The 13,118-nt window shown below is 62.5% G+C and carries 11 protein-coding genes and 1 tRNA gene; 8 read left to right on the forward strand and 4 right to left on the reverse strand.

Annotated features, from left to right (window positions below):
* The 4 genes from ACIROY_RS09030 to ACIROY_RS09045 are packed head-to-tail and all read left to right on the forward strand — an operon-like array spanning window position 1 to window position 4,683.
* A complete protein-coding gene (locus tag ACIROY_RS09030; protein ID WP_402341255.1) occupies window positions 1-2,526 on the forward strand; it encodes a DEAD/DEAH box helicase in 2,526 nt (841 codons plus the stop codon).
* A gap of 59 nt (window positions 2,527-2,585) precedes the next feature.
* Complete coding sequence (locus ACIROY_RS09035; RefSeq protein ID WP_402274676.1) at window positions 2,586-3,503, forward strand: DMT family transporter; 918 nt, start codon at window positions 2,586-2,588, stop codon at window positions 3,501-3,503.
* 34 nt (window positions 3,504-3,537) lie between these two features.
* Window positions 3,538-4,512, forward strand: a complete 975-nt coding sequence (locus ACIROY_RS09040) for a quinone oxidoreductase family protein (RefSeq protein WP_402341257.1) — start codon at window positions 3,538-3,540, stop codon at window positions 4,510-4,512.
* Between the two features lie 9 nt (window positions 4,513-4,521).
* Window positions 4,522-4,683: a hypothetical protein gene (locus ACIROY_RS09045; RefSeq protein ID WP_158559763.1), complete on the forward strand. Its 162-nt coding sequence runs from the start codon at window positions 4,522-4,524 to the stop codon at window positions 4,681-4,683.
* A 79-nt stretch (window positions 4,684-4,762) separates the two neighbouring features.
* On the opposite strand, the gene ACIROY_RS09050 is transcribed toward ACIROY_RS09045, so the two are convergent.
* Window positions 4,763-5,437 (reverse strand): DUF4136 domain-containing protein, encoded by a 675-nt coding sequence (locus ACIROY_RS09050; RefSeq protein ID WP_402341259.1) that lies wholly within the window; start codon window positions 5,435-5,437, stop codon window positions 4,763-4,765.
* 157 nt (window positions 5,438-5,594) lie between these two features.
* Here ACIROY_RS09050 and pepN point away from each other — a divergent pair, with 157 nt between their 5' ends.
* Both pepN and ACIROY_RS09060 read left to right on the forward strand, forming a co-directional pair.
* The gene (gene pepN, locus ACIROY_RS09055; protein ID WP_402341261.1) at window positions 5,595-8,300 is read left to right on the forward strand and encodes an aminopeptidase N; all 2,706 of its coding nucleotides are present in this window, start codon (window positions 5,595-5,597) and stop codon (window positions 8,298-8,300) included.
* A 43-nt stretch (window positions 8,301-8,343) separates the two neighbouring features.
* Entirely contained in the window at window positions 8,344-9,348 is a 1,005-nt protein-coding gene (locus ACIROY_RS09060) for a class 1 fructose-bisphosphatase (protein ID WP_402274685.1), read from the forward strand.
* Window positions 9,349-9,452: 104 nt separating this feature from the next.
* Here ACIROY_RS09060 and ACIROY_RS09065 read toward each other — a convergent pair whose 3' ends face one another.
* Together ACIROY_RS09065 and rarD are read right to left on the reverse strand one after the other, a co-directional pair.
* On the reverse strand, window positions 9,453-10,013 hold the full coding sequence (locus ACIROY_RS09065) for a type 1 glutamine amidotransferase domain-containing protein (protein WP_402341263.1): 561 nt from the start codon (window positions 10,011-10,013) through the stop codon (window positions 9,453-9,455).
* Between the two features lie 146 nt (window positions 10,014-10,159).
* Window positions 10,160-11,050, reverse strand: coding sequence for an EamA family transporter RarD (gene rarD / locus ACIROY_RS09070; RefSeq protein WP_402341264.1), 891 nt, complete (start codon window positions 11,048-11,050; stop codon window positions 10,160-10,162).
* Window positions 11,051-11,227: 177 nt separating this feature from the next.
* On the opposite strand from rarD, the gene ACIROY_RS09075 reads away from it, so the two are divergent.
* Window positions 11,228-11,303 (forward strand) — tRNA-Thr (locus ACIROY_RS09075).
* A gap of 26 nt (window positions 11,304-11,329) precedes the next feature.
* Here ACIROY_RS09075 and ACIROY_RS09080 read toward each other — a convergent pair.
* Complete coding sequence (locus tag ACIROY_RS09080; RefSeq protein WP_402341266.1) at window positions 11,330-12,268, reverse strand: cupin domain-containing protein; 939 nt, start codon at window positions 12,266-12,268, stop codon at window positions 11,330-11,332.
* A 96-nt stretch (window positions 12,269-12,364) separates the two neighbouring features.
* Between ACIROY_RS09080 and ACIROY_RS09085 the strand changes: the two genes are divergently transcribed.
* The gene (locus ACIROY_RS09085) at window positions 12,365-13,114 is read left to right on the forward strand and encodes an SDR family oxidoreductase (RefSeq protein ID WP_402341268.1); all 750 of its coding nucleotides are present in this window, start codon (window positions 12,365-12,367) and stop codon (window positions 13,112-13,114) included.
* Window positions 13,115-13,118: the final 4 nt, after the last annotated feature.

Consider the following 13,118-nt stretch of genomic DNA (forward strand, 5'->3'; position numbering starts at 1 on the left):
ATGGCGGTTCCGCAGGCGCAGTCCTCAGCCGGCAATCCCGATGAGCGCGAAGTGCTCGGGCGTTTTCGTCCGCGCCTGACGCTGCAGACCTTCACGCGCGGCGACGGCGTGCTCGGGCTGCGTCCGGGCGGGCTGTTCGGACCGCGCGGCGGCAACGTCACGGTGGCGCAGGTCGACTGGACCTACCAGGCCGGCGTCGGCCTGTACTGGGAAACCGAAGCCCCGGCCAGCCTGATGGACCAGAGCGCCGCCGCCACCCAACTCCTCTTTACTCCGCAAGGCAGGCAAGTCGTCATGCGGCGCAACCTGCACGCCGAAGCCGATGCGCTCGAAGCGATCCAGGCCGCAGGTCTGCTGCCGCTGCCGGCGGACGCCTTGCAATGGCGCGCGGAGGACATGGCGACGCAGCATGCGCAGTTGTGGTCGCTGCTGCTGGAAAACAATTTCGGCGATTTCTGGGCCGACCGCGTGCCGGAGTTGCAGCAGCAAGGCTGGAGCATCGTGGTGCGTCCCGGCTTCGCCCACGAAAGCGTGCCGGTCGAGGCCTGGCGCGTCATCGTCAGTCCCGAATCGGGCGCGATGGTCGGCAAGGAAGTCGCGAGCACGCTGCATCAGGGCCGCACCAAAATCATCGGCGACTTCGGCGGGTTTGCTGACCTTGGTCGCGCCGCCTGGTGGCTGCTGACCATGGGCGTGGAGATCGAAGGCCAGTTCTTCGATCTCACGCCGATGCTGGCCGACCTGCTGCGCCGCGACGCACGCTGGACCGACGTCCAGAAGATCGCCGCCATCGACGATATCTCCCTGATCTCATTGCGCGCGCCGGGCGGCAAGCGTGTCGATGCAATGGCAGCGCCGCTCAAGGTGATCGTGTCCGCGATGCTCGACCTGCTGACCGACGTACGCCGCAAGGACGGGGCGCTGCGCATTTCAGCGTGGGACGCCGGCCGCCTTGACGACATGTGCCGCCGCCTCGGCGAAGACGGCGCCGCGTACAGCAGCGCCTTCCATCTGCAAAGCGACGTCGGCCTGCGCGAACTGGCGTTGCGCCTGCGCGCTGCCGGCGAGCCGCCGCCGGTAGTTGCGCCTGCCGGCATGGGAGTGACCTTGCGGCCGTATCAGCTCCACGGCGTCGCCTGGCTGCAATATCTGCGAGAGCATCATCTGGCCGGTATCCTCGCAGACGACATGGGCCTGGGCAAGACCGCGCAGATGCTGGCGCACATCCTGATCGAAAAGCAATCCGGCCGGCTTGATTGCCCGGCGCTGGTGGTGTTGCCGACCTCGCTGGTGTTCAACTGGCAGGCCGAAGCCAGGCGCATGGCGCCGGACCTGCGTGTGCTGGCCCTGCAAGGGCCGCAGCGCGAGGACGACTTTGCGCGCATGGCCGGATTCGACATCGTGCTGACCACTTATCCACTGGTGTGGCGCGACCTCGACGCGCTGGCGCGCCAGCAGTTCCACCTGCTTATCCTCGACGAGGCGCAGACCGTCAAGAACACCGCCGCCCGCAGCGCCAGCGCAGTGCGCCGCCTGCGTGCGCGCCATCGCGTCTGCATGACCGGCACGCCGTTGGAAAACCATCTCGGTGAGCTGTGGGCGCAATTCAATTTCCTGATGCCGGGCTTCCTCGGCGAGGCATCCACCTTCGCGCGGCTGTGGCGCAAGCCGATCGAGGAAAACGGCGAAACCCTGCGCGCGCAATTGCTGGCGCAGCGCGTGCGGCCGTTCATCCTGCGCCGCCGCAAGGAAAACGTCGCCGCCGAGCTGCCGCCCAAGACCGTGGCGATCAAGCTGCTGCAATTGCAGGGTCGCCAGCGCGATCTCTACGAAAGCGTGCGCGCCGCCGCCGACAAGCAGGTGCGTCGCGCGCTGGAGCGGCGCGGCTTCACCGGCTCGCACGTGACCATCATGGATGCGCTGCTCAAGCTGCGCCAGGTGTGCTGCGACCCGTTCCTGCTCAAGGGTGGCAAGACGCCGAAAACCATCGAGCGCGCCAAGATCGAGATGCTGCGCGACATGTTGCCGTCGCTGGCGGCGGAGGGCCGGCGTGTGCTGGTGTTTTCGCAGTTCACCGAAATGCTGGAACTGATCGAGACCGAACTCGATGCGCTGGAATTGCCTTGGCTGTCGCTGACCGGCAAGACGCCGTCGGCGGCGCGCGGCGAGGTGGTGGCGCAATTCCAGCGCAAGGACGTGCCCATCATGCTGGTCAGTCTCAAGGCCGGCGGCATCGGCCTCAATCTGACCGCCGCCGACACCGTCATCCTGGTGGACCCATGGTGGAATCCCGCCGTCGAAGAACAAGCCATCGCCCGCGCCCACCGCATTGGCCAGGACCAGGCGGTGCTGGTCTACAAGCTCATCATCGAAGGCAGCATCGAAGAACGCATTCTGGAATTGCAGGAGCGCAAGTCGGTGCTGGCCGAGGGCGTACTCGGGACTGACGGCGCGGTGACGCCCAAGTTCGGCCAGGCGGAGCTTGATGCGCTGATTGCGCCGCTGCAGGTCGCGCGGCCGGGCTGATCCGGAAATGACCCGGCCGCCGCCGGGCAGAGCAGGCCCGTAGCGTTTACAATCACGGGATGTCTTCCACCACGCTTTCCCCCTCCATTTCCCCGCGCCGTGCCTATCTGGCCGGTCTGCTGCTCGCCGTCGTCGGCGCCATTTTCTTTTCCGCCAAGGCCATCGTCGCCAAGCTGATGTACCGCTACCACGTCGATGCGGTGATGGTGATCAGCCTGCGCATGATGTTTTCGCTGCCGATGTTTGCGGTGCTGGCGTTCTGGCAGGCGCGCAACTCGCCGCCGCTGGCCGCGCGCGATTACGCCAAAATTGTCTTCCTTGGCCTGATCGGCTACTACCTGTCGAGCTTCCTCGATTTCCTTGGGCTGCAATACATCTCGGCCGGGCTGGAGCGGCTGATCCTGTTCCTGACGCCGTCCTTCGTGCTGCTGATTTCCTTCACCTTCTACAAGCGCAAGGTCGGCCTGATCGAGTGGGGCGCGCTGCTGGTGTCTTACCTCGGCACCGCGCTGGTGCTGCAGCACGACATCAACACCGGCGGCAACAACGTGGTGCTGGGCAGCGTGCTGGTGCTGGGCGCGGCGATCAGCTATGCGCTGTACCTGATCTTTTCCGGCGAGCTGGTGCGCCGCGTCGGCGCCATGCGTCTGGTGGCCTACGCCATGTGCGTGTCGTCGGTGGCCTGCATCATCCAGTTCTTCATCCTGCGCCCAGCCTCCGCGCTGGTGCAGCCGGTCGAGGTGTACCAGCTGTCGCTGATCAACGCGGTGTTCTGCACGGTGCTGCCGGTGTGCCTGACGATGGTCGCGGTGTCGCGCATCGGCGCGCCGAGCGCGGCGCAGGCCGGGCTGGTGGGGCCGGTGTCGACGCTGTTCCTCGGCGCCATGCTGCTGGACGAACCGATCACGGCGATTCAGTTGACCGGCACCGCGCTGGTGCTGTCGGGGATTTATTTGCTCTCGCGTAAAAAGACTTAACACCCAGTTTTTCAATGCCATCCAGGAGACCGAAATGACAAAAGCAATCAGAATGTTCAAGACCGGCGGACCCGAAGTCATGGAATACGTTGACGTTGAAGTCGGCGATCCCGGTCCGGGCGAAGTCCGCATCCGCCATGCCGCCGTCGGTTTGAATTTCATCGACGTCTATTTCCGCATCGGCCTGTATCCGCAACCGCTGCCTAGCGGCCTCGGCCAGGAAGGTGCCGGCACCATCGAAGCGGTCGGCGCCGGCGTTGCCGACTTCAAGGTCGGCGACCGCGTGGCTTACGCCGGTCGTCCCAACGGCGCCTACGCCGAAGCGCGCGTGATGCCCGCCGACATTCTGGTCAAGCTGCCCGATTCGATCAGCTTCGACACCGCCGCGGCAATGATGCTGCAAGGCATGACCGTGCAATACCTGCTGCGCCAGACCTATCCGTTGAAGGGCGGCGAGACCATCCTGCTGCACGCCGCCGCCGGCGGCATCGGCCTGATCGCATCGCAATGGGCCAAGGCGCTGGGCGTGACTGTGATCGGCACCGTCAGCACCGATGAGAAAGCCGCGTTGGCGAAGGCGGCGGGTTGCGCTCACGTGATCAATTACAAAACCGAGAACTTCGTTGAGCGCGTCAAGGAACTCACCGATGGCAAAGGCGTGCCGGTGGTGTACGACTCGATCGGCAAGGACACCTTCCTCGGCTCGCTCGACTGCCTGTCGCCGCGCGGCATGATGGTCAGCTTCGGCAGCGCCTCCGGTCCGGTGTCGCCGTTCGGCGTGAGCGAGCTGGCTTCACGCGGCTCGCTGTTCCTGACGCGTCCGTCGCTGGGCAATTACGTCGCCACGCGCGAGGCGCTCAACGCCACCGCCAACGACTTGTTCGCCATGGTGGAAGCCAAGAAGGTCAACATCGACATCAATCAGCGTTACGCGCTGAAGGACGTCGGCCAGGCGCACGCCGATCTGGAAGGTCGCAAGACCACCGGCTCCACCATCCTGATTCCTTGAGGACCGGTCGTGACTACCTCCGATCCCGGCAAGAGTCCGATGAATCATCCCGATGAGCAGCCCTCCGGCACCGACGGCTCGCCCAAGTTCGGGCGGCTGCTGGTGGTGCTGATTCTGGCGGTGCTGCTGATCGTGGCAATTACTTTCGGCAGTGAAGCGCTGTATTCCTGACTTTCTGATCAGGAAGAGGGCATGAAAAATCCCGGTCTTGCTCAGGCGGCAAGACCGGGATTTTCATTTTCGCCGCTGCTTATTGGGCGGGTGCGGCGGGTTTGACAGTGGTGGAGGTGGGGGCTGCAGGCGCACGCTTGTCCAGTTTCAGCACCACATGGCGCGAGACGCCGCTGGGCCCCGGGAATTCCGAAAACGCGCTGTGCACCATGTACGGCATGGCCATCGGCAGCGTCGCTTCGCGGCCTTCGCTGTCGACCGTGACTTCATACAGCTTGCGGTCGCTGTCGGCGCGCGTGATGGCCAGGTACAGACGGCGTTGGAACACCGGGAAGGCCGTGGTCTGCATCGGCGGCCCCCAGAACGGATCGTAGAACGGTCCCGGACCCCATGGGCCGAACGGGCGTCCGCGCCATCCCGGATAGCCGGGGCCGTACCAGAACGGATCGTAGGCCGGCTGGGTCACCACCACGGTGCCGGCCTGCATGCCGTAGCTGAACGCCACCTTGAGCGTCGCCTTGCTGCCGGGCGCGTCGGTGAAGCCCAGGCGCTGCAGCTCGGCGCGCACCAGTTGTTCGTAATTGCGGTATTCGAGGCTGCCTTCCTGATCTTTTGTGGGCGTGAAGACATAGGACTTGTCCGGCAGGTCGTTGGGCCAGGCGTGGAAGGCGGTGACGTCGCTGGTGATGGTGCTGGCGCAGCCTGCGAGCAGGATGCTGCTTGCAGTGAAGATGATGCCGAGCAAGCGTTTCATGGTGGTTCTCCGGTAATGACGAGGCAGGTGGGGCGAAGGCTTCGGTGAACTGTTGGGCCACTAATCTGTCCCTTTTCTGCCTATCCAATCGGTTGATTGGTAAAATCGTGTTTTGTTCCTAAATGCATTCTATTGCACCTTTCCCGGGATCTCCTCCATGCGCACCGATACGCCTCCGACGATTTACCGCAAAGATTACGCCGCACCGACCTATTTTGTCGACACCGTCGAAATGGGTTTCGACCTTGAGCCTGAACTGACCCGCGTCGCCACCCGCATCGTGATGCAGCGCAACCCGGCCGCCACCGGCAAGGATATCGAACTCTACGGCGAAGAACTCGAACTGGTGCACCTGCGCCTGAACGGCAAGACCCTGACTGCGCGCGACTACCGCATCCAGGGTGGCATCCTGCGCATCGCCGGCGCGCCCGCCAAGGTCACGCTGGAAATCGAAACCACCACGCAGCCGCAGCGCAATACCTCGCTCATGGGCCTGTATGTGTCCAACGGCAATTTCTTCACGCAATGCGAAGCCGAAGGCTTCCGCAAGATCACCTATTTCCCCGATCGTCCCGACGTCATGGGCAAGTACACCGTGATGCTGCGCGCCGACAAGAAGCAATATCCGGTGCTGCTGTCGAACGGCAATCTGGTCGAAGAGGGCGAGCTGCCCGGCGGCCGTCATTACGCCAAGTGGGAAGACCCGTTCAAGAAGCCGTCCTACCTGTTCGCGCTGGTGGCCGGCAATCTGGTCTGCCAGGAAGAAAAGTACCGGCTGCAATCGGGTCGCGAAGTGTTGCTGCAGGTGTGGGTGGAAGAGGGCAACCTCGACAAGACCCAGCACGCCATGGATTCGCTCAAGAACAGCATTCGCTGGGATGAAGAGCGCTTCGGCCTGGAGCTCGACCTGGACCGCTTCATGATCGTCGCCGTCGGCGACTTCAACATGGGCGCGATGGAGAACAAGGGCCTCAACATCTTCAACACCAAGTTCGTGCTGGCCAATCCGCGCATCGCCACCGATGTCGACTATGCCAACATCGAAGCCGTGGTCGGCCATGAATATTTCCACAACTGGACCGGCAACCGCGTCACCTGCCGCGACTGGTTCCAGCTGTCGCTGAAGGAAGGCCTGACCGTCTTCCGCGACCAGGAGTTCTCCGCCGACATGATCGGCAGCGACAGCGGCCGCGCTGTCAAGCGCATCGACGACGTGCGCGTGCTGCGCCAGGCGCAGTTCCCGGAAGACGCCGGCCCGATGGCGCATCCGGTGCGTCCCGACTCCTTTGTCGAGATCAACAATTTCTACACCGTCACCGTCTACGAAAAAGGCGCCGAAGTCGTGCGCATGTACCAGACGCTGCTCGGCCGCGACGGCTTCCGCAAGGGCATGGACCTCTACTTCAAGCGCCACGACGGCGAGGCCGTGACTTGCGACGATTTCCGCGCCGCCATGGCGGACGCCAACAAGCGCGACCTGAAGCAGTTCGAACGCTGGTACAGCCAGTCCGGCACGCCGCGCGTGGCCGCTTCGGTACGCTATGACGCCAAGGCAAAGACGCTGGAACTGACGCTGGAGCAATCCTGCCCGTCGACGCCGGGGCAAAAGAAAAAGCTGCCGTTCCACATCCCCGTCGCCGTCGGCCTGCTCGACCGCAAGGGACGCGACCTGGCGCTGACGCTGGCCGGCGACAAAGCCGCGAAGTCGGCCAGCGCACCAACCACCACACGCGTGCTGGAACTGACGCAGGCAAAACAAACCTTCACCTTCACCAACGTCGCCGAAAAACCGGTGCCGTCGATCCTGCGCGGCTTCTCCGCGCCGGTGGTGCTGGAATACGACTACAGCGACGCCGAGCTGGCCTTCCTGATGGCGCACGACAGCGATCCGTTCAACCGCTGGGAAGCCGGCCAGCGTCTCGCCACGCGCCGTCTGCTCAGCCTGACTATCGCGGTGCAGGCCGCACGCCAGTCGGGTCACGTGGTCTCGGTCGACTCCGTGCTGAACAGCCTGCAGCATGACAGCGCGCTGACGGATGCTTTGCGAGCCACCCTCAACGACGCCACGCTCGACCCGGCGTTCCGCGAACTGGTGTTGACGCTGCCGTCGGAAACCATGATCGCCGAGCAGATGGAAGTCATCGACCCGCAAGCCATCCACGCCGCGCGCCAGTTCCTGCGCCGCACGCTGGCCAGGGAGTTGAGCGCCGACCTGCTCAAGGCGTATCGTGACAATCACGACACCGGCGCCTACAGCCCTGACGCCGCCGCTTCCGGCAAGCGCGCGCTCAAGAACGTGGTGCTGTCCTACCTGGCCGAGCTCGACGACGAACAAGCCCACACGCTGGCGCAGCAGCAATGCGACAACGCCAATAACATGACCGACCGCCTCGCTGCGCTCGCCGCCCTGACCAACAGCGGCGCCGACGGCAAGGGCAAGGCCTTGGAAGATTTCTACAGCGAGTTTGAACAGGAAGCGCTGGTCATCGACAAGTGGTTCACGCTGCAGGCGACTGCACGCACCGCCGATGTCGAGACCGTGCGCACGCTGGCGCAGCATCCGGCCTTCTCGCTGAAGAACCCGAACCGCGCGCGCAGCCTGATTTTCAGCTTCTGCAACGGCAATCCTTCGGCCTTCCACGCGCTCGACGGCAGCGGTTACACGTTCTGGGCCGAGCAAGTCATCGCGCTCAACGCCAGCAACCCGCAAGTCGCCGCACGCCTGGCGCGCAGCCTGGACCGCTGGCGCAAATATTCGCCGGCGCTGCAGGAAAGAATGCGCAACGCCTTGCGCCAGGTCGCTGACACGCCCAAACTGTCGCGCGATGTCGCCGAGGTGATCACCAAGTCGCTGGCGAACTGATACCGGCAGCAATGATTTTGAATTGATTTTTAGAGAGAGCATCATGACCAAACGCATCAGCCTTACCCAGCATCTGATCGAGCAGCAGCGCCTGCACAACAAGATCCCATCCGAACTGCGCCTGCTGATCGAAGTCGTCGGCCGCGCCTGCAAGAGCATCAGCCACGCCGTCGGCAAGGGCGCGCTCGGCGAAGTGCTGGGCAGCGCCGGCAGCGAAAACGTGCAAGGCGAAGTGCAGAAGAAGCTGGACGTGATCTCCAATGAAATCCTGCTTGAAGCCAATGAATGGGGTGGTCACCTGGCCGGCATGGCGTCGGAAGAAATGGAAACCATCCATCCGATTCCCAACCGCTATCCCAAAGGCGAATACCTGCTGATGTTCGATCCGCTGGACGGCTCAAGCAACATCGACGTCAACGTCTCCATCGGCACCATCTTCTCGGTGCTGAAGGCGCCCGACGGCATGACCACGCCGTCGGAAAAAGACTTCCTGCAACCGGGCACCAAGCAAGTCGCCGCCGGCTACGCCGTCTACGGCCCGCAAACCGTGCTGGTGCTGACCACCGGCGATGGCGTGCACTGCTTCACGCTGGACCGCGAAATGGGCGCCTGGGTGTTGACCCAGCGCGACATGCAGATTCCCGCCGACACCAAGGAATTCGCCATCAACGCCTCCAACGCGCGTCACTGGTATCCGCCGGTCAAGCGCTACGTCGACGAAATGCTGGCCGGCTCCACTGGTCCGCGCGGCAAGGACTTCAACATGCGCTGGATCGCCTCCATGGTCGCCGACGTGCATCGCATCCTCAACCGCGGCGGCGTCTTCATGTACCCGGCCGATGCGCGTGAACCGGACAAGCCAGGCAAGCTGCGCCTGATGTACGAAGCCAACCCGATGGCCTTCATCGTCGAGCAGGCCGGCGGCGCCGCCACCAACGGCGACCAGCGCATTCTCGACATCCAGCCGGAGAAGCTGCATCAACGCGTCGCCGTGTTCCTGGGTTCGAAGAACGAAGTCGAGCGCGTCACCGGTTATCACAAGGAATAAACAAAGAATAAGCAAGGAATAAGTTTTCCTTGTCGGATCGTCGGACCAGCAAAAAGGGACTTGCAATGCAAGTCCCTTTTTTATTGCACTGACGTCGGTGAAATCTAAGCGGCTTTCTTCAACGCCGCCAGCAGGGTCTTGTTGAACGCCGGGATGTCGTCCGGCTTGCGCGAAGTGATGAAGTTGTCGTCCTGCACCACTTCACGATCGATCCACTTGCCGCCGGCGTTCTTGAAGTCATCCTGCAAACTCGGCCAGCTGGTCACCGTGCGATCCTTGGCAAGACCGGCCGAGATCAATAGCCAGCCGCCGTGGCAGATTGCCGCGATGGGTTTGTGCGCAGCGTCGGCCTGCTGCACGAACTTGACCGCTTCCGGCACCAGCCGCATGGCGTCGCCGTTGACCACGCCGCCCGGCAGCAGCACGGCGGCGTAATCTTCCTGATGCGCCTGGTCGAAGGTCTTGTCGACCTTGACCTGTTCGCCCTTGTCGACGTGCTTGAAGCCTTGTAATGAACCGGCCTTGGCGGAGATCACGTCGACTTTGACACCGGCGGCTTCGAGCGCCTTCTTCGGTTCCAGCAGCTCGGCTTGTTCAAAGCCGTCGGTGGCGAGGATGGCGACGCGTTGTTGTGTTTGTGTAGATGTTGGGGATGGATTGGCCATGATGATTTCTCCATGTGGGGTGGTCGTCCCGGCAGCAAGCAAATCCGGCCGCCGGCAGAACGACCATGCTGCGCCCATACGACAACGCCGCCTATCAGCGTAGCGCTGAAGGCGGCGTCGGAATAGCGACGACGAGGATGACGGCGTCAGCGCCGTTGCATCAGCCGCACACTGTGGATCGCGGTGAAGCCCACCGACATCCAGATCGGGATATACGTCCACAGCTGCGCCGCGTTCAGCGTTTCATCGAGCAGGATGATCGCCACCACCACCAGCAACACCGGTTCGACGTAGCCGAGGATGCCGAACAGGCCCATCGGCAACAGGCGGCTGGCGCGCAAGAAGCAATCCAGCGCCACCGTGCTCAACAGGCCCAGTCCGGGCAGCAGCATCAGATACATGTCAGGCCGCTGCCACACTGCCGACAGATTGGGGCTGATCGCCAGCGTATACAAGGCGACCGGCGTCAGCAGCACGATCTCCATCATGAAGATCACCATGGAATCCAGCTTCAGCCGGCGCCTCAGCATGAAGTAGGGCGGATAGCCCAACGCCACCAGCACCGTCGGCCACGAAAACGCCCGTGTCATCCACAGCTCGTGCAGCACGCCCACCACCGCACAGGCCACCGCGATGCGCTGCCAGACATCGAGCCGCTCGCCGTAATAAAAACGCCCGATCAGCACCATCGCCAGCGGCAACAGGAAGTATCCGAGCGACACGTCCAACGCCCGTCCATTCAGCGGCGCCCACAGGAACAGCCACAACTGCACCCCCAGCATCGCCGTCATCGCGACAAACAGCAGCGCCTGCAAAGGATTGCGCAGCAATGCAAGAACGGCATCGCGCAACTGCGCGTCATGCTTGCGCCAGAAGATCAGCAACAGCGCCGGCGGCAAGGTCCACACGATGCGCCAGGCAAAGATGTCGAGCCCGTTCAGCGGCGCCAGCCAGGTCGTGTAGGCAGAGAGAAGGGCGAACAGCAGCGACGCTGTCACCGACAAAGCGATGCCGCGCGCCGTTTCGGAATGATTCATGGGGGAAAATGGTAATCGAACAGGGCACCAACATGGTGCGATGGCGATTGTAACGTTGACGCGCAGATGCTGCTTGGACTCATGTGAAGAAAGCATGAAGTCTCGCTGCTTTGGGACAAACGAGCGGTCTTTTCGGCCGATTTTGGAACAGCCGATGTTTGCTAAAATATTGCTTGGGCTGATGTAGCTCAGTTGGTAGAGCAACTGATTCGTAATCAGTAGGTCGGAGGTTCGATTCCTCTCATCAGCACCAGTCCCCCCAGTGGCCGTGACCGGAATTCACGACATCGCAGGCACCTCGTCGGCACTTCCTGCCTCCGCATTTTTTCGCAATTTTGAATATTGACCCGGCGGCATGCCGGTATGGCGGGTAAAGGCGACCGTAAACGTGCTGGATGAACTGTAGCCGACCAGCACCGCCACCTCGGTGATCGCTTTTTTCTGCTCAAGAAATCTTTTTGCCAACGCCATCCGCCACGACAGCAGATAGTCCATCGGTGTGACGCCCAGGGCCGCGCTGAATCGCTGGAAAAAAGAGGAGCGCGACAGCGCCGATTCTTTCGCCAGAAGCGCGACGGTCCAAGGCTCCTCGGGACTTTCGTGGATGCGCCGGATCGCGTTCGCCAGGCGGATATCGGCCAGACCGCGCAACAGGCCGGGTGACGTCACCGCGTTGTTGGAAGAGCGCAATGCCTCAATCAGCAAAACTTCCAGCAGGCGTTCGATCACCACTTCCCGCGCCGGGCGCTGTGAACGCGCTTCGTCGATGGCTAACTGCACCAGCGCCGTCAGGCGGGCATCGCCGCGAATAAGGATCACCTTCGGCAGCAGCGTCAACAGCAAGGCGGCGTCCGGCGACGTCAGCTGACAGAAGCCCACCAGCGATCGCACATCGGCCTCGGCCGATACCGAGCCGTTGCGATGTTCGCCGTTTTCCAGCACCACCGGTTCGGTCTGCCATTCATGCTCTAACGGCTCGTCGAAGCTGCTCGCCGAAAATGTCGACATCGACGGAATCAGCAGGAAATCGCCCGCTTCGGCAACCAGCTCCGACTCATCGACCGTATAGCGGATCTTTCCTTCCAACACCACGCAGCAGCACAACGGCGCTTCTTCAAGTTTGCCGCGCACTCCCCAACGTCCTGCCCCGGTCACGATTTTGGTATAGGACATCTTGGGCTGGAGTAGGGTGACAACGGACGTCAGGGGATCCACCATGCTGGACTCTCGCAAACAAATCTAGGACTTTGGATTGTAGATGGTTTTGTTCATGCCAGTTATTGTCATGCTTCCCCTGACAATGAAAGGATGCACATGAAAACCGTTTTGATCACTGGCTGCTCTTCCGGCTTCGGTCTGGAAATCGCCAAACATTTCCTGGACCGCAACTGGAAAGTTATCGCCACCATGCGCACACCGAACGACGATGTACTGCCGAAGTCTGAACATCTGCGCGTCCTGAAGCTGGACGTCACTAATGCCGAAAGCATCCGTCGTCTGGTCGAAGAAGCCGGGGCCATCGACGTTCTGGTGAACAATGCCGGCGTCGGCATGCTGGGGCCGTTCGAAAGCACCTCGATGGATGCGGTACGCGAAGTATTTGAAACGAATACCTTCGGTACGATGGCGGTGACGCAGGCATTTTTGCCGCAGTTCCGGGCAAGCAGGTCGGGTGTTGTCGTCAATGTGGCTTCGTCCGTGACGCTGAAGGCCTTGCCGTTGCTGCCTGTCTACACGGCCAGCAAGGCAGCGGTTGTCGCCTTCACCAAATCCCTGGCGCTGGAACTGAACGAGTTCAACATACGCGTCGGCGTGGTGCTGCCAGGCATGGCGCCGGAAACAGCGTTTGCCAGCAATGCCCATGCGCGCGTGGCGCAAGTGTTCCCCGAGGATTACGCCGCGACGATGAATGCGGTGCTGTCGGGATTCCAGAATTATTCTGGTCCGGTGACGCATTCGGTGGATGTTGCGGAAGCAGTCTGGCAGGTCGTGCAAGACGGTCAGAGCGGATTCCGCGTTCCGGCCGGTGCGGATGCGGTTGAATGGTTTAACGAAGTTGGTTAGCACC

Origin of the sequence: Herbaspirillum sp. NPDC101396 (assembly GCF_044767365.1) — a bacterium.
Lineage (GTDB): Bacteria > Pseudomonadota > Gammaproteobacteria > Burkholderiales > Burkholderiaceae_D > Herbaspirillum.